23 protein-coding genes are annotated in these 23,925 nt (G+C 51.3%); 14 read left to right on the top strand and 9 right to left on the bottom strand.

Annotated features, from left to right (window positions below; genetic code table 11):
- Positions 1 to 4 precede the first annotated feature (4 nt).
- Positions 5 to 241, bottom strand: coding sequence for a 50S ribosomal protein L28 (gene rpmB, locus METTU_RS22305; protein ID WP_006890746.1), 237 nt, complete (start codon positions 239 to 241; stop codon positions 5 to 7).
- Between the two features lie 179 nt (positions 242 to 420).
- On the opposite strand from rpmB, the gene gshB reads away from it, so the two are divergent.
- The 9 genes from gshB (at position 421) to METTU_RS07640 (ending at position 9,387) form a co-directional block, all read left to right on the top strand.
- The gene (gshB, locus tag METTU_RS07680) at positions 421 to 1,368 is read left to right on the top strand and encodes a glutathione synthase (protein ID WP_006890745.1); all 948 of its coding nucleotides are present in this window, start codon (positions 421 to 423) and stop codon (positions 1,366 to 1,368) included.
- On the top strand, positions 1,365 to 2,243 hold the full coding sequence (locus METTU_RS07675; RefSeq protein ID WP_006890744.1) for an energy transducer TonB: 879 nt from the start codon (positions 1,365 to 1,367) through the stop codon (positions 2,241 to 2,243). The genes gshB and METTU_RS07675 overlap by 4 nt, the downstream gene beginning before the upstream one ends.
- Positions 2,244 to 2,409: 166 nt before the next feature.
- On the top strand, positions 2,410 to 2,973 hold the full coding sequence (locus METTU_RS07670) for a YqgE/AlgH family protein (RefSeq protein WP_006890743.1): 564 nt from the start codon (positions 2,410 to 2,412) through the stop codon (positions 2,971 to 2,973).
- A gap of 91 nt (positions 2,974 to 3,064) precedes the next feature.
- A complete protein-coding gene (gene ruvX, locus METTU_RS07665) occupies positions 3,065 to 3,520 on the top strand; it encodes a Holliday junction resolvase RuvX (RefSeq protein ID WP_006890742.1) in 456 nt (151 codons plus the stop codon).
- A gap of 244 nt (positions 3,521 to 3,764) precedes the next feature.
- On the top strand, positions 3,765 to 4,271 hold the full coding sequence (gene pyrR / locus METTU_RS07660) for a bifunctional pyr operon transcriptional regulator/uracil phosphoribosyltransferase PyrR (RefSeq protein WP_006890741.1): 507 nt from the start codon (positions 3,765 to 3,767) through the stop codon (positions 4,269 to 4,271).
- A gap of 3 nt (positions 4,272 to 4,274) precedes the next feature.
- On the top strand, positions 4,275 to 5,240 hold the full coding sequence (locus METTU_RS07655; RefSeq protein WP_006890740.1) for an aspartate carbamoyltransferase catalytic subunit: 966 nt from the start codon (positions 4,275 to 4,277) through the stop codon (positions 5,238 to 5,240).
- Positions 5,237 to 6,511 (top strand): dihydroorotase, encoded by a 1,275-nt coding sequence (locus METTU_RS07650; protein ID WP_006890739.1) that lies wholly within the window; start codon positions 5,237 to 5,239, stop codon positions 6,509 to 6,511. Before METTU_RS07655 ends, METTU_RS07650 begins: the two co-directional genes overlap by 4 nt.
- A 134-nt stretch (positions 6,512 to 6,645) precedes the next feature.
- Positions 6,646 to 7,533 (top strand): acetylglutamate kinase, encoded by an 888-nt coding sequence (gene argB, locus METTU_RS07645; RefSeq protein WP_006890738.1) that lies wholly within the window; start codon positions 6,646 to 6,648, stop codon positions 7,531 to 7,533.
- Positions 7,534 to 7,917: 384 nt separating this feature from the next.
- Entirely contained in the window at positions 7,918 to 9,387 is a 1,470-nt protein-coding gene (locus METTU_RS07640) for an ATP-binding protein (RefSeq protein ID WP_006890737.1), read from the top strand.
- Between the two features lie 406 nt (positions 9,388 to 9,793).
- Here METTU_RS07640 and METTU_RS07635 read toward each other — a convergent pair whose 3' ends face one another.
- The 4 genes from METTU_RS07635 to proC all read right to left on the bottom strand — a co-directional run bounded on the left by METTU_RS07635 (position 9,794) and on the right by proC (position 12,630).
- On the bottom strand, positions 9,794 to 10,786 hold the full coding sequence (locus METTU_RS07635; RefSeq protein WP_006890736.1) for a DUF4124 domain-containing protein: 993 nt from the start codon (positions 10,784 to 10,786) through the stop codon (positions 9,794 to 9,796).
- A 142-nt stretch (positions 10,787 to 10,928) separates the two neighbouring features.
- On the bottom strand, positions 10,929 to 11,195 hold the full coding sequence (locus METTU_RS07630) for a DUF167 family protein (protein ID WP_254257837.1): 267 nt from the start codon (positions 11,193 to 11,195) through the stop codon (positions 10,929 to 10,931).
- 32 nt (positions 11,196 to 11,227) lie between these two features.
- Positions 11,228 to 11,803, bottom strand: coding sequence for a YggT family protein (locus METTU_RS07625; RefSeq protein ID WP_006890734.1), 576 nt, complete (start codon positions 11,801 to 11,803; stop codon positions 11,228 to 11,230).
- Positions 11,803 to 12,630 carry a pyrroline-5-carboxylate reductase gene (gene proC, locus METTU_RS07620; protein WP_006890733.1) on the bottom strand — a complete coding sequence of 276 codons (828 nt, stop codon included), beginning with the start codon at positions 12,628 to 12,630 and terminating at the stop codon, positions 11,803 to 11,805. Before proC ends, METTU_RS07625 begins: the two co-directional genes overlap by 1 nt.
- 248 nt (positions 12,631 to 12,878) lie before the next feature.
- Here proC and METTU_RS07615 point away from each other — a divergent pair, with 248 nt between their 5' ends.
- The 5 genes from METTU_RS07615 (at position 12,879) to METTU_RS07595 (ending at position 17,995) form a co-directional block, all read left to right on the top strand.
- Positions 12,879 to 13,868 carry an SPL family radical SAM protein gene (locus METTU_RS07615; RefSeq protein ID WP_006890731.1) on the top strand — a complete coding sequence of 330 codons (990 nt, stop codon included), beginning with the start codon at positions 12,879 to 12,881 and terminating at the stop codon, positions 13,866 to 13,868.
- A gap of 171 nt (positions 13,869 to 14,039) precedes the next feature.
- Positions 14,040 to 14,756, top strand: coding sequence for an SDR family oxidoreductase (locus tag METTU_RS07610; protein ID WP_006890730.1), 717 nt, complete (start codon positions 14,040 to 14,042; stop codon positions 14,754 to 14,756).
- A gap of 267 nt (positions 14,757 to 15,023) precedes the next feature.
- Positions 15,024 to 16,628 (top strand): NAD-binding protein, encoded by a 1,605-nt coding sequence (locus METTU_RS07605; protein ID WP_006890728.1) that lies wholly within the window; start codon positions 15,024 to 15,026, stop codon positions 16,626 to 16,628.
- Positions 16,625 to 17,317, top strand: coding sequence for a potassium channel family protein (locus METTU_RS07600; protein WP_006890727.1), 693 nt, complete (start codon positions 16,625 to 16,627; stop codon positions 17,315 to 17,317). Before METTU_RS07605 ends, METTU_RS07600 begins: the two co-directional genes overlap by 4 nt.
- Positions 17,318 to 17,350: 33 nt before the next feature.
- Positions 17,351 to 17,995 carry a DUF1538 domain-containing protein gene (locus tag METTU_RS07595; RefSeq protein WP_006890726.1) on the top strand — a complete coding sequence of 215 codons (645 nt, stop codon included), beginning with the start codon at positions 17,351 to 17,353 and terminating at the stop codon, positions 17,993 to 17,995.
- A 198-nt stretch (positions 17,996 to 18,193) separates the two neighbouring features.
- Here METTU_RS07595 and METTU_RS07590 read toward each other — a convergent pair whose 3' ends face one another.
- From METTU_RS07590 to METTU_RS07575, 4 genes are read right to left on the bottom strand one after another with little or no spacing between them, the layout of a single operon-like run.
- On the bottom strand, positions 18,194 to 20,320 hold the full coding sequence (locus METTU_RS07590) for an efflux RND transporter periplasmic adaptor subunit (protein ID WP_006890724.1): 2,127 nt from the start codon (positions 20,318 to 20,320) through the stop codon (positions 18,194 to 18,196).
- A complete protein-coding gene (locus tag METTU_RS07585) occupies positions 20,305 to 21,639 on the bottom strand; it encodes an efflux RND transporter periplasmic adaptor subunit (RefSeq protein WP_006890723.1) in 1,335 nt (444 codons plus the stop codon). Before METTU_RS07585 ends, METTU_RS07590 begins: the two co-directional genes overlap by 16 nt.
- The gene (locus tag METTU_RS07580) at positions 21,636 to 22,373 is read right to left on the bottom strand and encodes an efflux RND transporter periplasmic adaptor subunit (protein WP_040579699.1); all 738 of its coding nucleotides are present in this window, start codon (positions 22,371 to 22,373) and stop codon (positions 21,636 to 21,638) included. The genes METTU_RS07585 and METTU_RS07580 overlap by 4 nt, the downstream gene beginning before the upstream one ends.
- The gene (locus METTU_RS07575) at positions 22,370 to 23,908 is read right to left on the bottom strand and encodes a TolC family protein (protein ID WP_006890721.1); all 1,539 of its coding nucleotides are present in this window, start codon (positions 23,906 to 23,908) and stop codon (positions 22,370 to 22,372) included. Before METTU_RS07575 ends, METTU_RS07580 begins: the two co-directional genes overlap by 4 nt.
- Positions 23,909 to 23,925 lie beyond the last annotated feature (17 nt).

Raw genomic sequence — 23,925 nt, 5'->3', positions numbered from 1 at the left:
CCTCTTAAGAAATGTCGCCGGCTTTACGCAAATCCGCAAGAACGGCATCAATACCTTTCTTGTCGATGATACGCATGCCTTTGGTGGAAATTCTGAGGCGAACCCAGCGGTTTTCGCTCTCTACCCAGAATCTGTGGTGTTGCAGATTCGGACAAAAGCGTCTTTTAGTTCTGTTGTTAGCGTGTGAAACGTTGTTACCTGTAACTGGGCGTTTGCCTGTTACTTGACATACTCTGGACATGATTAACCCCTAATGCGTGCCTAAATTCAAAAGTTAGCCGAGCTTTATACCAAAAAATCTTTTCAAGGTAAATAACAATCTATAAAATAAGACGAAAGGTGAAGGGCAAAAGGCAAAAGAAGCGGCCTTTCGCCTTGAATCTTTTGCCTTTCGCCTAAAGTACTTATCAGGAAAAAATAATGCCCATTAAGCTCGGCATGGTCATGGATTCCATCGACCATATCAACATCAAGAAAGATACCAGTTTTGCCATGTTACTCGAAGCGCAATCCCGAGGCTGGGAGCTGCATTACATGGAGTTGAACGACTTGTTCCTCCGAAACGGCAGAGCGTATGCCAGAACGCGGACGATTAAAGTTCAGCGGGATGAAAAAAAATGGCACGAGTTTACGGCGGAGCAGGACATTCCTCTGGACGAGCTGGATGTGATCATGATGCGCAAGGATCCGCCTTTCGACCAGGAATATATTTACGCAACCTACTTGCTGGAACGTGCGGAAAGCATGGGCGTTTATGTGATCAACAAACCGCAGTCTTTGCGGGATGCCAACGAAAAGCTTTTTACCGCATGGTTTCCGCAGTGCTGCGCGGAAACTCTGGTTGCCAGGGAGCCTGCCAGAATCAGGAGCTTTTTGCTGGAGCAGGGCGAAATCATTTTAAAACCGCTGGACGGCATGGGCGGCACCTCTATTTTTCATCTGCGCCAGGGCGATCCCAATCTCAGCGTGATTCTGGAAACCATGACCCAGTACAACAGCCGCTACGTGATGGCGCAAAAGTATCTGCCGCAAATTGTCGACGGCGATAAGCGTATCTTGCTGGTTAACGGCGAAGTCATACCCTATGCCCTGGCGCGTATCCCCGCCCAAGGCGAAACCCGGGGCAATCTGGCGGCGGGCGGACGAGCCGAAGGCCGACCATTAACCGATCGGGATCGCTGGATTGCCGAGCAGGTCGGACCTACATTACGGGACAAAGGCCTGGTTTTTGTCGGCATTGATGTGATTGGCGATACGCTCACCGAAATTAATGTCACCAGCCCTACGTGCGTTCAGGAATTGGATCGCCAGTTTGGCTTGAATATTTGCGGTCAATTAATGGATCATATTGAAACGACCCTGCAATGAGAGAAAATCAGGTAATGTTTGATCCGCCTGCGCCGCTGTCTAATAACGATTCGTTATTGGTCGCCTTATTTTTAGCGGCCGTCATTCATGTTGTGATCGGGCTGGGGATAAATTTCACCGCGCCGCAACCGGAGCAAGTCAGCCGGTCTATTGATATTACCTTAGTCAATATGCCGACCCAAAAAGCCCCTGAAAAAGCGCAATTATTGGCTCAGGAAAATCAGCTTGGAGCGGGCGAACAAAGCAAGAAGCCGGAGCCGCCTCCGCAACAACTGCCCAGCCAAGGCAATAACCCGGCCAAGCAGGTAAAAAAGAGCGAGCCCGAACACAGCGAGCCCAAAGCGGCGAAAAAGCTGATCACCCAGAAAAAGGCGGAAAAAAAGATCGTGACCGCAAGCAAACCGGATACCGGCCAGCATACTGAAAAACACCCGCAATTGACGGCGGAAATGCTACAGCAACAAATTGCGCAATTGGGCACCGAAATCAGGCTCAACCAGCAAACTGCCGAGCAAACCAAGATAAAATTTGTTGACTCGGTCAGCGCCCATAAATACGTCGCCGCCCAATACATGAAAGATTGGGAAGACAAAGTGGAGCGTACCGGCAATCTTAACTACCCGGAAGTGGCGGCCAAGAAAAACTTTTCCGGCACTTTGACCATGGATGTCGGAATTAAAGCAGACGGCAGTATCTACAGCATACGCATCAACCAATCTTCGGGAAATCCGGCATTGGATGAGGCGGCTAAAAAAATTGTCCGGATGAGTGCGCCCTTTGCGCCATTACCCGTAGAGCTGCAGAAAGAACTGGATGTTCTGGTGATTACCCGGGTTTGGAAGTTTTCTGATGAATCGGGCATGACCTCGCGATAATGCAGTAACGTAGGTCGGAATAAGACCACCCAAGCGGAAGCGAAAACAGGCTTATTCCGGCCTACGGGGTTGGTAATTGCCAGGATTTAGAAGATTTCGGATGAATCAGGCATGACCACGCTATAAACATTTGCTTAAGTTATCATAAACTTTGATACTAATATCCATGAACCAAGCTACTTACTTAACCGACCAGTTTATTATCGCCATGCCCAATCTGGCGGATCCCAATTTCTTTCATACGGTTGCCTACTTGTGTCAGCACAATAAGGACGGTGCCTTAGGCATTGTCATCAACCGGCCGACCGACATGAAGTTGGGTGAGATTTTCAAACAGATGGATATAAAAGTCACGGCGCCCGCTGCGGCTGAAACGCCCGTTTTTGCAGGCGGCCCGGTGCAACAGGAACGCGGCTTCGTGGTGCATACTTCAGGAGGAGACTGGCATGCGACCATGGCGGTTTCAGAGACTATTTCCCTGACGACGTCCCGAGACGTGCTTGAAGCCATTGCCGCAGGCGAAGGCCCGGAGCAGTATCTGATCGCTTTGGGCTATGCCGGTTGGAGCGCAGGGCAATTGGAAAAAGAAATCATGGATAATTCATGGCTTAACACGCCTTCCGGCAAGCAGGTTCTGTTTGATACGCCGGTCAACTTGCGCTGGAGCGCAGCAGCCGACCAAATCGGCATTGATATTAATCAGTTGACCGCTCCGGCAGGACATGGCTGATTTCAGGCTAGATTCGTTTGAACGCAAACCAGACACCGCACCTGCTCCCGTCAGGTTTGCGGCATGCACACCATCTCTGGCGATATAAACCATGCAAGACCCTTTACTAGCCAAAACTAACGCCGATACCTATTTAGGTTTTGATTTCGGCACTAAAAAGATAGGCACCGCCGTCGGTCAAACCACCACCGCTACCGCAAGTCCGCTGCAAACCATTCGTTCGATTAATCAAAACCCCAATTGGGAAATAATCGGCAAGCTGATACAGGAATGGCGCCCGGCCGGTCTGGTGGTCGGCATCTCGAAGCAGGCCGACGGTTCGGACAACCCGGTAACACCCCGCATGCTAAAATTTTGCAGACAGCTGGAAGGGCGTTATCAACTACCGGTTTTTCAGCAGGATGAGACCCTGTCGACATTCGAAGCCAAACAACTGTTGTTTGATGAAGTCAGCGTCAGCGCAAGCAAGCTTTGGGAAGTGCAAGACCAACTCGCCGCCCAGCTTATCTTGCAAACCTGGCTGAATGAGCATGCCCATATAGGGTAGTTAGAAAAATACGATTGCATGGATGCAGGAGGTAGAGCAACGCAGGAGCAGTTGCCGAGAACGCTGATGACGCTGATAATTATGATCCAATAAGATTTTTCTGGTTTGAAAAAGCTTTATGCTTAAACGCCGGCTTCAGTAATTTCTGAATATTTATAATTATCTGTGTTCATCATATTCATCCGCGTCATCTGCGTTCCATTTGATTTGGTAACGCTGAGTAGTTACAAAAAAGGACCATTAAGTGTTAAAAATCTCCGAATTATTAGATAACCTGGAAGCCGAGCTAAAACGCATTATCGACGAGCGGCAGCTGGTTAATCCGTTGATGATAGGCATCCGTACCGGCGGCGTGTGGATTGCCGAGCAAATGCACCGGCGTTTAAATATCAGCGAACCGTTGGGGCTGCTGGATATTTCATTTTACCGGGACGACTTTTCGCAAATCGGCGTCAATCCCAATGTAAAGCCCAGCCAGTTGCCGCCGCACATTGAAGGCCGCGATATTATCCTAATCGATGATGTTTTTTATACCGGCAGAACCATCCGTGCGGCAATGAATGAAATTTTCGATTACGGCAGGCCGAACCAGATCGTTTTGGCGGTGTTGATAGAACGCGACGGCAGGCAAATCCCGCTTAACCCTGATTGCGTCGGCGCAAGGATCACCTTAAATGCCGATCAGCGGATCAAGCTGACCGGGCCGGAACCTTTGGCCGTTCACCTGGAAACTATTGAAGCGGTGGCATAAGCAATGACTGATAACCTGCAATTAAATGCGGAAGGCAAACTTAAACACTTCCTGACCATTGAAGGCCTGAGCAAGAGCTTATTGACGGAAATTCTCGATACCGCCGAGTCGTTCGCCGGTATGTCCGAGCACCAGGTTAAAAAAGTGCCCCTGTTGCGCGGCAAAACCATCGTCAACCTGTTTTTTGAAAACAGCACCCGCACCCGCACGACCTTCGAACTGGCCGCCACGCGCCTGTCCGCCGACGTAATCAACATGAATATCGCGACCTCGGCAACCTCAAAAGGCGAAAGCCTGCTCGACACCATACGCAACCTGGAGTCCATGTTTGTCGACATGTTTGTGGTGCGTCATGCGCTCAGCGGCGCGGCGCACTTTATCGCCCAACAGACCGCACCGCATATCAGCGTCATCAACGCTGGAGACGGACAGCACGCCCATCCGACCCAGGCGATGCTGGACATGTTTACCATACGCCAGATCAAGCCGGATTTTTCCAGCCTCAGGGTGGCCATTATCGGCGATATATTGCATTCCAGGGTGGCGCGCTCGGAGATTCAGGCCTTAAATACCTTGGGCGCGGCCGAAGTCAGGGTGATTGCGCCCAAAACCTTGCTGCCTGCGCATGTGGAAAGTCTAGGCGTGACTGTGTCGCATAATTTGACCGAAGGGCTGAAAGATATTGATGTGGTGATGATGTTGCGCTTGCAGAAAGAACGCATGACTTCAGCATTATTGCCCAGCGAAAGCGAATACTTCAAATGCTTCGGACTCACCGAAGAGAAACTGAAAATCGCCAAACCCGATGCCATCGTCATGCATCCCGGCCCTATCAACCGTGGCGTGGAAATCGATTCCAAAGTCGCAGACGGCCCGCAGTCGGTGATACTCAAGCAAGTCAGCAACGGCATCGCCGTGCGCATGGCGGTCATGGCGATGGCGATGCAAAAGCAGGGAGTGACAGCATGATGTTACGCATAGATCAGGGGAGAATCATCGACCCTGCAAACAACATAGATCGCATCGGTTCCGTTTATATCGCAGACGGCAAGATTGTTTCCGTGACTGACGAACCTGTTGGTTTCAAGCCGGATACCGTCATCGATGCCGAGAATCAAATCGTTTGCCCCGGTTTTATCGATTTAAGCACCCGCCTGCGGGACATGGGCCACAGCCGCAAAGCGACCTTTAAAAGCGAAGTGCTTGCCGCAGCCGCAGCCGGTATCACCACCCTGTGCCTGCAACCGGATACCGTACCGGTCATCGATACGCCTGCCGTTGTCGAGCTGATCAAGGAGCTGGCGGAAAAAGCCGATTATCCGCAAATCTATGCAGTCGGCGGGCTCACCCAAAAACTGGACGGCGCGGAACTGAGTTCCATGTTGTCGCTTAAACAGGCGGGCTGCATTGCCGTCGGTAATGCCAATCAGCCGGTGAAAAACCTGTTGATATTAAGACGGGCCATGGAATATGCGGCCAGCCATGATTTATTGCTGATGTTTCGACCCAATGATTTTTGGCTGAGTAATAACGGTTGCGCGCATGAAGGCGCAGTCGCCACCCGCTACGGCTTGCCCAGCACGCCGGAAGCCGCCGAAACCATCGCCCTGGCGCAATGTCTGGAATTGGCCGAGCTGACCGGTTGCCGCGTGCATTTCGGCCAGTTAAGCTGCAAGCGCTCGGTGATTAAAATCCACCAAGCCAAAAAATACGGCTTGAAGGTCAGCGCCGATGTCGCCATTCATCAGCTGCACCTGACCGAAAACGACATGACGCCTTTTGACAGCGCCTATCATGTATTGCCGCCATTACGTACCGAGGCGGATAAACAGTATTTAAGAAAAGGCCTGGCCGGAAGCACCCTGAACAGCATCTGTTCCGATCATCAGCCGCATGACCTGGATGCCAAACTGGGTGCGTTCCCGGAGACCGAGCCGGGCATGTCATCGCTGGAAACCCTGTTGCCGTTAATGCTCAAACTGGTCACGCAACACGCCATCACGCTGGAACAGGGCATCGCCTGCTTAAGCGCTAATCCGGCGCGGGTGCTGCGCTTAAATAGCGGCGCGTTAACGCCGGGCTTTTCGGCCGACGTGTGTATTTTCGACCCGGAACGCGAGTGGCAGGTGAATTCGGAAAACTGGAAAAGCCAGGGCGTCAACACGCCGTTCTGGGGGCAAACCCTGAAAGGACGGGTAACCCATACCTTACAGGCCGGCAGGATTATTCACCGGTTGTAGAATCCAGCATAACTTCAGGTGATTAACAATTTTTTATTCACCACGAAGACACGAAGAGCACGAAGTTTTATTTCTTCGTGCTCTTCGTGTCTTCGTGGTGATAATCTTTTTTTAAGTAACGGAAAGACCACAACATGATGCAAAAAAGAACAGCTCACCAGATCGCCGATGTGCTGATTGAGGCTCTGCCCTATATCCAGCGTTTTAAAGGCAAAACCATCGTGGTTAAATTCGGCGGCAACGCCATGGTTGATGAAGAACTCAAACACAGCTTCGCACGGGACATCGTGCTGATGAAACTGGTCGGCTTAAACCCGATCGTGGTTCACGGCGGCGGGCCGCAAATCGGCCAGTTGCTGGAAAAACTCGGCAAAACCACCGGCTTTGTCGACGGTATGCGCATCACCGACAGCGAAACCATGGACGTGGTTGAGATGGTGCTGGGCGGGTTGGTCAACAAAGAAATTGTCAATTTAATCAATATGCATGGCGGCAAAGCGGTCGGCTTGACCGGCAAGGACGGCAATTTCATCCGTGCCAAAAAGCTGCATCTTACCCCCCGTGACAAGCTTGCCCCGGAGATTATCGATCTAGGCCATGTCGGCGAAGTAAGCAGCATAGATCCGGCGGTTCTCGATATGCTCGGAGCCAGTGATTTTATTCCGGTTATCGCACCGATCGGGGTTGGCGAAGATGGACATTCCTACAACATTAATGCCGATCTGGTCGCCGGAAAAATCGCCGAGCAATTGAAAGCCGAGAAACTGATTTTACTGACCAATATACCGGGCATACTGGACAAGCAGGGCGCGCTGTTGACCGGATTGTCGATCAAAAAGACCGAGGAGCTTATTAGCGACGGCACCATTTCCGGTGGCATGATCCCTAAAACCCGTTGCGCCACCGATGCGATCAAAGGCGGGGTTACCAGCGTGCATATCATTGACGGACGTGTCGATCATGCGGTGCTGCTGGAGCTGTTTACCGATCAGGGGGTTGGGACTTTGCTGCTTAAGGGGTAGTTTTTAAGGTTTTTATTCACCACGAAGGCACGAAGAACACGAAGGAAAAGCTAAAGTAAAACTTCGTGTTTTAATGCTGGAGTGTGGGATGTGCTGAACGCAGTGAAGCGCATCAATATCAATCATTCCATCGCGAGCGGTGCGCTTCGTGCCTCAGTACATCGTACGGCCCTGATTGCCCGTTCTGTTCGGGGATTGCATTGTGGATCCGTGCGATGCTCGACAAGAAGGTCGCTAAACTTACCGAGGTTTAGTTTCAATTATATAGCAAGCCCTTATGAGGCTTACCTAATATGGGATTTATTGGCCCCTATACCCTATTTATCTGCCATATAATTGTAAATAACCCATTTTAGCTTCGGCCTTTTTAGGAAGAACGGATTTATGAATAGCTCAATTAACAGAACGTTTGAATACTTAAACGGTCTACTGCGTGAATTTATTGCATTACCTAATGAAACCGAGTGTGTTGAATTTAAACAGAACAATACAGATCCAGAGCAAATTGGCGAATATATTTCTGCTTTAAGTAATTCCGCTGCTTTATCCGGCAAGGCTAACGCTTATTTGGTATGGGGCGTTGATGATGCAACGCATGCGATAGTCGGAACCAATTTTAGTCTTTCTGCTGAGAAAAAAGGCAATGAAGAGCTTGAAAGTTGGCTGTTAAGGCTTCTTAGTCCCAAACTACACTTTCATTTCTATTCGTTGGATATTGATGAAAAACAAGTGGTTATTCTGGAAATTGCAAGAGCGGCACATAATCCGGTTCAATTTCAAGGAAAAGAATTTATTCGCGTGGGTTCCTATAAAAAGCAATTGAAAGACTACCCTGATAAAGAACGTGCTCTTTGGCGCATATTCGATGAAATCCCTTTTGAAGAAATAATGGCATTGGAGCGTGTTACGGATGAAGACGTTCTAAAGATACTGGATTATCCGGCTTATTTTGATTTACTTGGACTGGCGTTGCCAGAAAATCGCCAGAGCATTATTAGCCGATTGAAAGACGATGATTTAATTGCGCCTTGTGATGCGGGTGGTTGGAATATTACTAATTTAGCCGCAATTCTGTTTGCTAACCAGTTGGCAGATTTTAAGAAACTGAAAAGAAAGACAGTCCGTGTCATTGTTTACAAAGGTAACAACCGCGTTGAGACTATTCGTGAACATGAGGAAAAAAAGGGCTATGCTTGCGGCTTTGAAAGAATTGTAGGTTTCATAAATGATTTATTGCCTCGAAACGAAGTGATTAAAGCTTTTAGAAAAGAGTCGCCCATGTATCCTGAGCTAGCGGTCCGTGAGCTGGTTGCTAATGCGCTTATTCATCAAGATTTTTTCGCCAGGGGAACAGGGCCGATGGTAGAGATTTTTTCTGATCGTTTAGAAATAACCAATCCTGGCATACCCCTCGTCGCTCCTAATCGCTTTTTAGATAGTCCGCCCAAGTCTCGCAACGAATCAGTAGCGTCAATGATGCGACGCGTTGGAGTGTGTGAAGAACGGGGCAGCGGCATTGATAAAGTCGTTTTTCAAACCGAGCGTCATCAATTACCTGCCCCGTTATTTGAAGTGACGGATGAGCATACGCGCTCCATTCTTTTTGCATATAAGCCATTAAATGATATGGGTAAAGAAGACCGTGTTCGTGCTTGCTATCTGCATTGCTGTCTGAAATGGGTTGAACGAAAGCCTATGAATAATGCTTCTGTTCGTGAGCGATTTGGCATTGAAAACCAGAATAAGGCTTTGGCATCAAGAATCATTGCACTGACTATAGATTCGGGTTTAATAAAACCTCACGATGCTGATGCTGGCGTACGAAACAGGCGTTACATTCCTTCTTGGAGCTGATGAAGTATTTAGTTGATGGTTTTGTTTTTGTTGAGGTAGAAGATTTTTATTAGCTAATAGAGTCTGCAACTACCTGAAAACTATCAGTAGCACTTTGTTGATGGTTTGTTGATGTAGAAGTGTTCCATTAGCTAATAGAGTCTGCAACCACCTGAAACTACCAGTAGCACTTTGTTGATGGTTTGTTGATGTAGAAGTGCTTCATTAGCTAATAGAGTCTGCAATTACCTGAAACTACCAGTAGCACTTTGTTGATCGTTTGTTGATGTAGACATGTTTCATTAGCTAATAGAGTCTGCAACTACCAGTAGTACTTTGTTAATCGTTAATCGCCGAGAAGGTACCAGTCAAGTAGGTACCTTCTCGGCGACTATGGTATGCAAAGCATACTTACCAGCCAACCCCGTTACTTACCCATCGCAGCCTCAATAAACGGCCTGAACGCCGACCTTATATCACGTACTTTCTGACTGGCGCAAAGCTCAGTGCCCAGCGATGATTCCCGGCAGTGAATATCGAGAAAAAGCTGCTGTTTTTTGTTCTCATCCTCTATTTTTGAAACCGACAAGCTCAGGTCGCTGTCGTTTGCGGGCGCGCGGCCCATAATCAATTTGTCGGTATCGGTGTCAATCGGTGTCGTGGCATTGGCTTTGATAAAGTCATGTGCGTTAGTCCAGGCCTTTACGCATAGCGCATCGGTTTCGCAGGCATACAGGCCGATCTCATCGGCGACTTTAGCTTGTGCTGTTTTGTCAGTCGCTTTCGATGGATCTGTATTTTCCTGGGTTAAGAATTTAAAGCGTTCAATGTTGGCTTCGAATTCGGCTTTGGCACGATTCTTTTTTTCGATTTGCTTGTTTATTTCGGCATAAGCGACTTGTATCTGTTCTTCTGTTTGCTTGATCTCGTCCAGCAAGTTTTTTGGCACTTTTTTGCCGTTTCGTTCGAGTTCTGCGGCTTTCTTTTGTTGGGATGCCAGTTGATCTTCCACGCGTTTTAAATTGCCTTGAGCCATATTCCGCTGGGCATCCAGAGACTGTAAGGTTGCGTAAAGGCTCGCTTCCATGTCCGTCACATTACGAAAAGTACTGAGCAGCACTTTGTCGTTGGCCGCTTGCTGGGCGATGATTTTTTCCTGGGCTTTTTTCAGGGCGTTCAGCCGGTTATCGATAGCCTGCTGTTCTTTGGTTTTTTCCTTTTCGGTGACTTCAACAACCCGGCCTTTTTCGTTTAGCGACTCCCTGCGCAATTGAGACTGTTCCGGCGGCACTTGGTCGGAGAAAATGGTTTCTCCATTCTCATTGACCCATCGGTACATCTTTTTGGCAAATGCGGACTGGCTGCTTAGACAAAGGAAACAAACTAGAAAAAAACTGACTGAAAAAGTGCGTGCTTGCATGGCTGAGGTGTGATTTTTTCAAGAAAAATAAATTATAAAGATAGCAGATACTGAAGAGTAGGCGAAGGGCAAAAGGCGCAAGGCGAAAAAACAAGCCGTTCTTTAGTCTTGAACCTTCTCGTATTTATGCAAAACGCAACCGTTACAAAGAAATATCAAAGTGCAGGGAATCCGGCAGGGAGGGGAGCTTCTTTGGCGAATTAATGGCGATACGCTTTTCCCGCCCGGATTCGCCCGTTATGAGCTTGCAGGCCGATTTGCTGACGCCAAACTCATCGGCTATGAATGCAATCAGGTGCTGGTTGGCTTTGCCGTCGACCGGCGCGGCTTTGACTCTCAACTTCAAGCGCTCGCCGTGCAGCCCCGCCCATTCATCCTTGCTGGCTTTGGGCTGAACATGGAGATTCAAGGTTAAAACTCCATGTTCCCAATGGTACCAGTTCAACCGATCAAGCTGGCTAATTGATGCAACGGCGGCAGTATGACCATTTTCGCCAGCTGCAACAGCATTAACGCGGCCAACGGCGACAAGTCTATGCCGCCCAAGTCGGGAATGAATCTGCGGCAGAGGTTGAGCACAGGCTCGGTCAGGCTGTACAAGATAGACGACGCGGCATTAAACGAGCCGGGATTCATCCAGCTGAGGATGGCTCTGGCAAATACCGCATAGATGAAGATGTTGATCAGCAGCGACACCAGTTGGGTCAGCGATAAAATGGTCAATGCGCCGATACTGATCGCGACGCCTTTCAGCAGCAATATGGAAAAATCGGCCAGTGTTTGCAGGGCGAATACCAGCACCAGCGAGGACGTATCGATCTTGCCGATAGACGGCACAAAGCGGCGCAGCAGTTTTAACGGCGGATGCGTCGCCTTGACCAGGAATTGGGAGATAGGATTGTAAAAATCGGCGCCGCACCATTGCAATAAAAAGCGCAGCAGCACCGCCAGGATATACAGCGAAAACAGCGAATCGATTACAAAAATAGCCGGGTCGGTCATGTAGCTCGAATCCATTATGAATTCTCCATTTGTTTAGACATTTCAATAGAGCGGTCTCGTGCCGCGTGTAACGCTTTTGAAACCAGTTCGGTAAAGCCACCTTGCTCAAAAGTCTCTATGGCCCGTTGCGTGGTGCCGCCGGGCGAGGTGACGCGTTTGCGTAACTGCTCCGGCGATTCGGCTGATTCCAGCGCTATTTTGGCTGCGCCCAATGCGGTTTGTTGCACCAGCAAACGGGCTGTCTCTTGACTTAAGCCCAGTTCCAACGCGGCTTTTTCCATGGCTTCCATCAGCAGGAAATAATAGGCGGGGCCGCTGCCGGAAACGGCGGTTACCGCGTCCAACTCGGCTTCATCTTCAACCCACAACGCAATGCCGACCGAACGTAAAATATTTTCCGCCAGATCGCGTTGTTCGCCTGTCACCTTGTCGTTGGCATGCAATGCGGTAGCGCCGGTCAACACCAGCGCCGGGGTGTTGGGCATGCAGCGCACGATGGCGGTATCCGCGCCCAGCCAGCGGCTCAAACTGTTCTGGTTAATACCGGCAGCGATCGATACCACCAGCGATTTTTTTTGCTGAACCTGCGCGGCGATGCTTTGCGCCACAGCACTCAGTGTCTGCGGCTTGACCGCGAGGACCACGACATCGACCGCATTAATGATGTCGTCATTGTTTACCGACGTGTTCACGTTTAGCTGTGTTTTCAGGGCGGTTAGCGTGTCCGGGCTAATATCCGACACCCAAATCTGTTCCGGGACATGGCCGCTGGCAATCAATCCGCTGATCAGGCTGGATGCCATATTGCCGCCGCCGATAAAACCTATCTTGTTTGTTTTCATGGTTGATAATGTGTTGGTTGAGTTGAAAGTATTTTACCCTATATAAGGTCGGTGTGATAAATCACAAGCCTTTTGATGGGGCAAGCTGTGCTACATTACGCGCATCAAACGATAAACCCATATAAATTGCTGGATAACTATTAAAATAGAACGCAGATGACGCTGATAGTTATGATTAAGTAAGATTTTTCTTGAATTGTCTGCGTTCATCATAGTTATCGGCGTCATCTGAGTTCCATTGTGCCTATATGATTGAAACCATTTACATCGAAGAAGCCATCCTGCAACACCCGCGTGTGTTGGACATCGTGGCGCGCTTCCCGCAAGCCAGGAAAATAACCTGCGGCCGTTACGGCGAAGTGTTTAACCCCAAAGCGCAAAACTTCCGCCTGCAAAAGCAACAGCCCGCCTTGATACTGGCGGAAAAATATAAAAACTATGCGCTGCCTGCGCCCTTGGGTTACGGCATCGGGGCGACAAGGAATTACTACTTCTCGCACATGCTCAATTGCCTGTACGACTGCCGCTACTGTTTTTTGCAGGGCATGTACCAGTCGGCCAACTATGTGCTGTTTGTCAATTACGAGGATTTTCAGCAAGACATCCGGCAACTGTGCGTTGAGTCGCCTGATGAAAACCTGCATTTTTTTTCCGGCTACGATTGCGACAGTCTGGCTTTGGAGCCGGTAACCGGCTTTGCCGAGCAGTTCTTGCCGTTTTTTGCAACGTTGCCCAATGCCTGGCTGGAGCTAAGAACCAAAAGCACCCAGGTCAGAAGTCTGTTAAATCGCGAACCGCTGCCGCGCTGCATCGTGGCGTTCAGCCTGTCGCCGGATGAAATCGCCGCAAAAGTCGAGGATAAAGCGCCGTCGGTTGAGCGCCGTCTGGATGCGCTGTGCAAATTGCAGGAACAAGGCTGGCAAATCGGGTTGCGTTTCGATCCGCTGATTTATCAAGTCGGCTACCGAGAGCAGTATCTGCAGTTGTTCGAGCAGGTTTTTTTCCGTATCGATTTAAACCGGCTGCATTCGGTCAGCCTTGGCGTGTTCAGATTGCCGGAGAACTTCTTTAAAAAAGTGCATAAACTTTATCCTGAAGAAAAACTCTTTGCCGGGCCATTGGTTAGTCAGCAAGGCATGGTGTCCTACAAGCAGGAACTGGAGCAGGAGATGATGCACTACTGCACCGAACAACTCTTAAATTACATTCCAGCCGCCAAATTTTTTCCATGCACGTAACTTTGTTCGGCATGATGGTAAATAGACGACTAAAAAAGCTTTTATTCACCACGAAGACACGAAGAACACGAAGTTTTATTTCTTCGTGTCTCGGCAATTGCTCCTGCATTGCTCTACCTCCTGCATCCTTGCAGTCGTTCGTGGTGAACATTTTTTACTGAGAAGTTACTTATGAACTCTATTAAACGCACCGTTCTGGTGACCGGAGCCAGCTCCGGCATCGGCCGCGCCATCGCCAGGAATTTATTGCAACAGGGCCATCATGTCATCGGCGTGTCCCGTGATAGCACCAAGTTTATCCGGCAGATGGAGAGCTTCACTCCCGTGCAACTGGATTTAAGCCGGTTAAATGACATACCGCAAAAAATCCGCGAACTGGAGCTAGCCTTCCCCGGAATCGATGCGGTGGTCCTGTGTGCCGGGCGGGGGCAGTTCGGCTCGGTGGAAGAGTTTTCTTATGCTCAAATTGAAGACTTGATGACCCTGAACTTTACCAGTCAAGCCTTTTTAGTTAAGGCGCTGCTGCCCGCCTTAAAGCGCAAAGATCACGGCGATTTGATTTTTATCGGGTCGGAAGCTGCTCTGAAAGGCAGTCGCAAAGGTGCGATGTATTGCGCCGCCAAGTTTGCGCTGCGGGGCTTTACCCAAGCCTTGCGCGAAGAATGCGGCAAAAGCAATGTGCGGGTCTGCCTGATTAATCCCGGCATGGTCAAAACCGCATTTTTTGAGCAACTGTCTTTCGAGCCGGGCGATGAGCCAAGCAATTTTATCGAGCCGGAAGATGTCGCCGAGGCGGTGTCTTACGTGCTTAATTCACGGGCGCAGATAGTGATCGATGAAATCAACCTGAGTCCTTTGAACAAGGTTGTGAAGTTTAAAAAGCCATGATTAAACAAGAATTGCAAGAATCCAATCGTATCGAACTCAAATGCGAATTGACCGACACGCTTGAAAAAGAGTTGATTGGCTCTAACCATTCCCGACAAACCTTCCAGTCCTAAACAACGTTACCTTACCGCCAAGCCGGAAATTAGTAAGCCTCATGAATAAATTACATCGGCAAGAGATGCCATGCTTTCGGGATGATTTGAACTGCAACGAAGTCCATACCGTCACACAATCGTTAACCATTGAAGAAGGCTTGCCGGCAGAAATATGCTCACACGACTGATTGTTTATTTTGCTTACTTCCTGAAAGCATCGAAGCGTTACCAACGCACCAAGCTGTTTTTCTATGACCTGCTGGAGAATGCCGGCAGCCCGCTTAAATCATATTTCGATGTGTTTATGATTTGCCTAGTGATGCTCAGCGTTTTTCTGCTGATTTACGAGGTGGATCATAAATTGGGCGAAAGCGAGGTGTTGTTCGAGCGTTGCGTAATCAGTCTGTTTATCGCCGAGTATTTGTTGCGGGGCTGGCTGTACAGCGACAATCACAAAATCATTCTTGAACATTATGAAAAGGCCGAATATTTGAATGTTCCTTTTCGTCTGGGCAAGGTTACCGGAATCATTCTTGCCAAGAAAATAAAGTATATTTTTACCCCGCTGGCCTTGATCGATTTGCTCGCTATTTTGCCTACCTACAGGCCGTTGCGGGTCATGCGGATATTTCTTCTTTTTCGCCTGTTTAAGCTGTTCCGCTATTTTAATAGCATCAAAGTATTTGCCAGGATCTTGGTCAGCAGGCGCTTCGAGCTCGTTACGCTGGGCATTTTTTTGGGTTTTCTGGTGTTTATCGGCAGCACGGCCATTTATTTGTTTGAAAACCCCGCTAATGGCGGGCAGGTTAAAAACCTGTTCGAGGGGTTTTACTGGGCGGTCGTTACTGTGGCAACCGTCGGCTACGGCGATATATCGCCGCAGACGACCGGCGGACGAATCATTGCAATGGTATTGATTCTGGTGGGTCTGGGCGTCTTGTCTTTTCTGGTTTCCATCATCGTTACGGCATTTAATGAGGAGATGGACGAGTTGCGCGAAAACAGTACTTACGCCGCACTGAACCGCTTTGATGACTTTATTATTATTTGCGGATTTGGCCGGGTAGGGCAGCATATCGCCAGGCAACTTGAAAAAGACCAGCTGAATTTTGTTATTATCGATCCCAAAGAAGCTAACGTCTTAAAAGCAAAGCGCTTGGGCTATCTGGTTATCCATGAGGATGCCAGCAAAAACGGAGTGATACAGAACGCGGGTATTAATAACGGTGCAACGGCGGTTATCTGTACGACCGGCGATGATGTTATCAATGTTTATATCACGCTGACCAGTCGGCATTTAAACCCGGGTATCAAGATTATTTCCCGCGCCAACAATCAGGATAATGTAAAAAAACTCTATCAGGCGGGCGCAAGCAATGTTATCCAGCCGTTTGAAATAGCCGGAATGGTGGTCGCCGAATATATCGGTCAGCCGGTGGCTTTTGAGGCGATTTTGGGCATCATCCGTGAGGAAAGCCACATCATCATGGAAACATTGTGCGTGCATCCCGGTTCATTCATTGAGCGGATGAGCATCGCCGAGATTGACTTTGAAAAAAGGAAACTGATGTTGCTGGGGATAATCAGCGCCAATCCGGTGCATCAAAAACATAAGAACAGCTATCCGATAAAAAATCAGCATTTTTATTTTAATCCGGAGTCATTCTTTGTATTACGGGACGGTGACTTGCTGGTCGTTATAGGCAGGGAATACTCTATCGACTATTTCCGTGATCAAATTGAAAAAAGCCGGTTAAAACGCGGGAGAAAACGATGAAACGCATTGCCGTATTTGGCTACAGTGTGATGTCTTTGGAAGCGATGAGCCGATTGAATCCGGAGCAATGCAGCATTATTTTTATCGGGAAAGACGAGGCCGAAGCCGCGCTGGTCGCAGAAAAAGGCTTTGACACCAAAGTCATTGATTTTCGCAATGACGATGCGCTTCGATCGATAGGCATAGGTACTGATGTCGATACCCTGTTTTGTTTTTATCCCAGGGATTTCGACAATGTGTTTTTAACTATTTCAGCGCGGGCGATTGATAAAAATATTACCATTGTCGCTATTGTCGACGACCCTGAATCCGCTGAAAAATTATTGGCCGCAGGCGCTAATAAGATCATCGATCCCTATGAGATTTGCGGCAGGAAAACCCACGAAATGTTAACCAAACCGGATATTACCAATATTCTGGATAATACTGTTTTCGGCCGGTATGACTTGAACATGGCGCAAGTAGAAATCCCTAAAGGCTCCTGTCTGGAAAACACCAAAGCCAGCGACTTAAAACTGAGTGAAAAACATAATCTCATTCTGATCGGCGTTGTCGATAGGGAATTAGGCGATCAATTGCATTTTGCAATCGGCGAAAAAGAGCACCGTCTGGATGCGGGAGATATTCTGGTGGTGATGGGGCCTTCACGGGAAATAAAAGCGTTTAAAAAAGAGGTCGAGCAATGTTGAGCTTGGCGAATTCAACCCGGATAAAGGACCTGGATGTTTAAAAATCCTTTTATTAAACAACTGTTCGGCAGTTTTCTGGACTTGGCGCCTATCCTTGCGGTTGTTTTGGTGTTCCAGGTTTTGGTTATCCGACAATCTATTCCCGATGTCGGTAATTTAATCGCAGGCACTCTTTTCGTTGTTCTCGGCCTTACCCTGTTTGTTCACGGGCTTGAGCAAAGCCTGTTCCCAATCGGCGAATCGATGGCTTATGCGCTCGCCCGCAAAGGCAGTTTGTTCTGGCTGCTGACGTTTGCTTTTTGTTTGGGCTTTGGCACTACGGTGGCGGAACCGGCGCTGATCGCCATTGCCCAGGAGGCGGCGAGCATTGCCAGTAAGGCCGGTATTATCGGGCAAACCGAGGACGCTAAAGACAGTTATGCGTTCGGCTTGCGCATTACCGTTGCGCTGTCGGTCGGCTTTGCCATTTTGGTCGGCGTATTGAGAATTATCCGGGGCTGGCCGTTGTATTACCTGATTATCGGCGGTTATTGCGGGGTGATTATCATGACGCCTTTTGCGCCCCCTGAAATCATCGGCATCGCCTACGATTCCGGCGGCGTCACCACCTCGACCATTACCGTTCCGCTGGTCACTGCGCTGGGCGTCGGCTTGGCTACAGCCATTAAAGGGGCGTAATCCGATGGTGGACGATTGGCTTGTCATTAACGCCGATGGTGTTTGTGATGGCTTACGGGGTACCGAGATGACCGACTGGCTCTGTCAATTTGCGCTGTTCCCGTTGGGCAAGTTAATGGCGGCCCAGCTGACTACGCCTAGAGTTTTTAGGTATAAATCCCGGTCAGATTCAGATTGAAAAGGTGCGCACGGCATGTCCTACCAACCGCTTTCCCTGATCAATATCGCCACCGCCGAACGCACCAGACGCCCGGCCAGACTTTCCGGCGGCGTGCTCAACGCCAGTCGGCCGCGAACGGTAATGGGCTGCGCGGATACGGTATTTCCGGTTTGCAGCAGCAAGCGGTAAACGCCTTGCTCAGGAATCAACCGGTGCTGCTCATCCTCGCGGACCGCGATGGCTCCCCCATAACGGGAGGCGAGTTCCACCAGCGTCAGTTGCCGGGCGCCGGTCCGGTCAATGCTCAGCACCTGCGCCGGGAATGCCGGTAGGTCAGCCCCGTCCGGGTAAAACAGGCCTTCCGCGCCCGGCTGCAAGCGGCTCAAGTCGGCTTCTTCGGCATAAGCCACGGCCAGATTGCCGGCGCCGACAACCATTCCCAGCGGTTCATCCTTAGCCAGCCACTCGCCTAGGCGTAACGAATCCGATAAGTCCCGGATATAGCCGTCGAACGTCGCGCGCAAAGTCAGTTGCTCGTGCGCGCCACGCAGGCCTTCCAGTTCGGCCAATGTTGATTGCAAGGCTTCCAGGTCCATCGGGTTATGCCGCGCCAAGGCCAGGTCGAGGCTTTGCGATGCCAGCTGTTGGGTTAATTCCATCCAATGCCGCTCGGCGCTGGCAATGCGAAAATCAAGATCGGGCGAAGCCAGTTCGGCCAGGATTTGTCCGGCCTTAACGTTTTGCCCTTCATGCACCAGCACGCGCTCGACCCGTGCCGGTTGCGTGCTGTACAAGGTAAATTCGGCTTCGGCGCGCAGCAGTCCCGGAATCAGCAAATGCGCTTGCCAGGGAATGAACAGCAAGGCCAGAACGATGACGGGCAACAGCCAAGCCAGACAAGGCCGCATGGCTTTGCCGTGGCTGGCGAACAGCTCTCGCCAGACCGCAACTTCCTTGGTCATCGGGCGCAGGATGAACCAGATGATTTCCACCGCGAACAGCGCCAAGCCCAGTGCCTTGAAAAAAAAGTGATAAACCGCCCAGGCGATACCGGCAAACAGCAGCAAGCGATAAATCCAAGTTGCGTAAGCGTAGGCAATCAGCAGACGGCGGCGGTTTTGCGGCCAGACTTCCGGCGGCGGCAGTTCGAAGCGAAACAGGCTTTCGCGCAGATGCCAGCGCGCCAGCGCAAAAGAGCGGTCTTGCAGGTTGGCGACATCCAGGTAATCGGCAAACAAATAATAGCCGTCGAAGCGCATGAACGGATTGAGATTAATCGCCAGCGTTATCAGCCAAGTCGTGCTGGCCAGCACATAAACGCCGCTGCGCAATGCCCCGTCCGGCAGCACTACCCATAGCAGCGTTGCCAGCACGGCCAGCGCCAGTTCGGCGAGCATCCCGGCGGCATCGATCAGCAGGCGGTCGTGGCGGCGTGGCAGACGCCAGGCATCAGTCACATCAGTCCACAGCACCGGCAACCCCATCATCAGCGCGATGCCCATGCAGGGCACCCGGCATCCGGCTCGGCTGGCGGTGAAAGCGTGCCCCAGTTCGTGGAGCAGTTTGGACGAGGACAGCATCGCCGCCGAGATCAGTATTCCCTCCGGCGTTAATACGTAGAGAAAACTATGGCTGAATGAACTCCATTGCTGGGCGACCAGGTAGACTGCCACGCAGGCCATGACCAGCAACAATACAATAGACCGCCGTTGAAACAACCAGCTTAGCGAAGGCAGAGCTTTCTTCAAATAAGGATCGGGGCGCAGCAACGGAACGCGCATAAACAGGTAATTGTGCAATAGCCAGAGCCAGAATCCGGTATGCGAAGCTTTCTTGATCTCTGCCAGACGGCGGCTCGCTGCCGGGCCGCGCGGCTTGGCTAATTGGTGTTTGTCCAGGAACAGGGCGAATTCCGCGATCTCGGCGGCTTCGGTATTGAGCGGCGTATTGTGCTCAATGGCCTCTGCAATGGCTTGCGCATCGGCCAAGCCCCAATGTTGCAGGCATTCGAACTCCAGCCAGCCCAGCCGGTAATACCGGTGCGCAGCCGGATCATGCAAGGTCCAGGTCGGCGCGCCGTCGGACGCCCTGGGGCCGGGAGAAAGCGCCAAATCTTCACGCAGTTCCGGCCAGTCGGTTTTTCCGGGTTCTACCACGGCAGCCATAACCGTGCGGTGCGTAACGGCTTACGCAGCAACCAAAGCAGGAACGGCCGCCGCGTACCGTAGAGCTTGGCGGTGCCGTGGTAGCCCAGGCGCGGCAGATTGGCGGTATCCGAAAAACCGGCTTTGAGCCGGTAGGCCATCACCTCGGCCGGGGTGGGGCTAGTGCGATAGCTGAAATAAGTCAGGCTGGCCGGCAACGGGCGATGCGGGGCAACATTGGGGAAAAACAGCACCTCGTCGCCCGCTTTCAGCGCGATTAAATCATCCATCGGCAGGCGGATTTCCAGTTCGACGGTTTGCGGATTGGCGACAGCGAGGATTTTTTCGCCCTGCGTGACCGGCCGACCCAACCAATCGTTCGGATCGTCGAATACCGTCACCCCGGCCTGATTAGCCGTGACCACGCAACGTTCGAGCAAGGTGCGCACATAATCGACTTCCGCCGCCTGTTGATCCCATTTGCTTTTCAGGCCGGCCAGCTTGGCTTTTACCGTAGGGTCCAGCAGCGCCTGTTGTGTCATTTGCAGGTATTCGGTTTGGGCGATGTCGCGGGTTTCCTCGGCCACTTTGAGGCGGCTTTGCAATTGGGTCGTATCCAGCGAGAACAACTTTTGCCCGGCACTGACTTCTTCGTTCGGTTGGACGTAGAAATTTTCTACCACGCCTTCCAGCGGCGCGCGCACCAGGTTGGGCTGGTGCGGAATCACTTCCGCTTCGGCCAGGACCGATTGCCGAACCGGGAAAAAAGCGGCGGCCAGCACCAGGCCGCCGATAATAAACGGCCGCTTGCGGTCCTGAATCCGTTCTTTCCAAGGCTTGTGCGGTTTGGCTGCTTCAGACAAGGCCAGTGCATAACCGTAGGTTTCGGTCAGGTAAGAGAGTAAATGGATCTCGGCTTCGTTCCAGGGCGTTTCCCTGAAAAACGCCAGTATATGAGTTCCACCCGACGGCGTCGGCAACGGCACCCACAAGCCAAATTCGGGCGCCCATTCATGCCAGTCGCGGGCCAGTTCAGGCGGCAGGTCGTCAGCGCCGAAAGCAGAAATTAACTCGGCGCGCGGATCCCTGGAAAAATGCTGCATCATCGGCATTGCCCAGAGTGCGTAAGGACTGTTTTTTTCCAGGCCGGCGACCCCGGACGCCGCAATCAGGCTAGCCGGCTCCTTGCGCCAAAGCAACGCCTGCCGGTAAGGAAACAGCTCGCTGGTCTCATTGACCATTACATAAGGCAATTCCTCGGCCGGGGCCAGCCGGGCGCGGGATTCCAGTTGCAGTAAGAGCGTGAGCCGGAGTAGATGCTGGCCGGGATATTCGTTCACTGACTTGCCGGGAACTCGATAGCGCCGCTCATGCCGGGTAACAACTCGTCGGCCTTGTCGATAATGCGGCCGTATACTTTAACCGTTTGGCTGACCGGATCGACTTTGCCGCCGATCCGGGTTATTTCGGCCTGGTAAGATTTGGCGACCTCATCCAGCGTAACCCGGAAACGCTTGCCGGGAGCCAGGTTAGGCATGGAGCGCGAGGATGCCATGAATTCAACCTCCAGATCCTTGTCGTCAAGAATTTCCAGCAGCGGATCGCCGGGACGGACCGATTGGTAAGGGCGGGCGATCACTTCCGATACTTTGCCGGAAAACGGCGCATGAATAACGCAGCGATCCACCATAGCCTGGGCAATGCGCAGGTCGGCTTTGGCTTCTTCCGACTCGGCCTTGGACACCGCAAGCTCCAGCGCGCCGATCGAGCGCCGGGTTTCCAGTTGCTGATTCACCTCGTAAGTTCTAATTTTTTTCCCCAGCGTTGCTTGAGCTTTACTTAACTGCGCTTCCTCAAGCGTACAGTGAAAACCGATCAGCACTTGTCCGGCCGAAAAGCGCTCGCCGTCATGCAGCTTAAGCTGGCTGATCCGGGCGCTTATTTCGCTGGCAATCATCGTGCTTTGCCGGGCTTTGAGCTGGGCGCGAAGGTGCAGTTCGGCTGGAGCAGGCGGCTCAGCCAAGGCCGGAGCCTGCGCCAACGCAAGCGCCAGGATCATCGTTGAACGTCTCATTGCTTGTTCAGCCCGGTTTGGAGCGGCGCGGCTTCATTCGGCAATTTTGGCAAGTCGCCGGCATACCAGCGGCTTAAGGTTTTTTCCAATTGAACGGACAGGGCGCGCACGGTTACATGGTCGATCTGACCGGTCGCAGGGTCCAGACCGATTGAAGAGTAGATATTGCCGAGCGCCGCGTAAACTTCCGACATGCTTTGCTCTTTTTCCAGCTGCGAGGCAAGCGCGGCGGTGGCCGCGTGGATGCGGTCAAGTTCGGAGCCGGCATCGACCTCGGTATTATCGGTCACGGCCTTGAACAGGCTTTCGTCGATCTTGCTCAATTCAGTGGCGCTTTGATAACCGTCCAGCGCTTTAAGATATTGCTGGTAGCCGATATTAATCTGCACCAGAGCGGCGACGCTCAGCGCTTTGCGGCGGGTCCGGGCAACTTCGACCTGGGTTTCGGCCGTTCTCCACACTTTAGGCGCCGCCAGCAGGTTAACCAGGTTGAACGTGGTGCGGGCGCCGGCCTCCAGCCACATCGAATGAACCAGGAAAGAGTTGCTGTCCCAGTTTGCCGATATTGGGATAGTCAGGCCAGGCAGCACTTTCAGCATTTCTTTCCAGACTTCGTTGCGGCTGATACGCTCCTGGTAAATTTCCTCGCGTAATTCCGGCCGGTAAAACAGTCCCAGGTTTTCCAGTTCGGCCGGCGTTGCTTTCAGTTTCGGTGGTTCCGGGGTTTGCTCCGGTTTTGCCAGCGTAAAGCCCGTGTTCATCGGCGCATTGATTAAACCGGCCAGCTTGGGCTTGGCGATGGACAGATCGGCTTTCAGCTTTTTCAATTGCGCGATAGTGCGCAACAGGCTGCGCTGGTATTCGAGCGTACCGACCACCGGTTGCAGCCGGTCTTCGCCGATGGTTTTGCTCAGCGCCAGCGCTTTTTCGGCATCGGCCAGCACCGGCACCAGTTTGGGCAGCAAGCGGTCGGCGATATTGGCGCTCCAATAAGCCGACAAAACTTCTTTGATCAGGTTGTTGATGACCTTGCGGCGGCGTTCTTGCGCAATCAATATCCGGTCGGCTTGTTGTTTGGCCTGGAAATAACTGACACCGAAGTCGAGCAGGTTCCAGGTAAAGGACAGGTCGGCGACGCCGCGCGAGGTGTCCTGGGAGGTTGAAGCTTCCAGCGATTGCCTGCGGGTAAGAACCGATTGGCTGCTGGACGCCAGCTCATCCTGGCGGCCTTGATAACCGGCATTGATAGCCAGACGCGGCAGCATATTGATGGTAGCGACCTCAAGCTGGCTATCCTGTAACACCACCTCCATCACGGTCAGGCGGTGATCGAAATTATATTTTAGCGCCCGCGCCAGCGCATCGTAGAAAGTCAGGGGTTGGTTGATAGGTTCCTGCTGGCGGTACATTTCAGCACGGTCACTGATCATGCTGGACAGGCGATCTTGAGGATTAACCGGCTCAGGAACGATGGCGCAGCTATTTAACGTGGCCGTTGCAATCAGGGTAAGGCCAAGGGTTTTGTAATAATGCATATTAAAGTTTATCTAAA

It is taken from the genome of Methylobacter tundripaludum SV96, assembly GCF_000190755.2.
In the GTDB taxonomy this organism is placed as follows: Bacteria; Pseudomonadota; Gammaproteobacteria; order Methylococcales; family Methylomonadaceae; genus Methylobacter_A; species Methylobacter_A tundripaludum.
The sequence above is the reverse complement of the archived record's forward strand: the minus strand, read 5'-3'. Positions and strand labels throughout refer to the sequence as shown.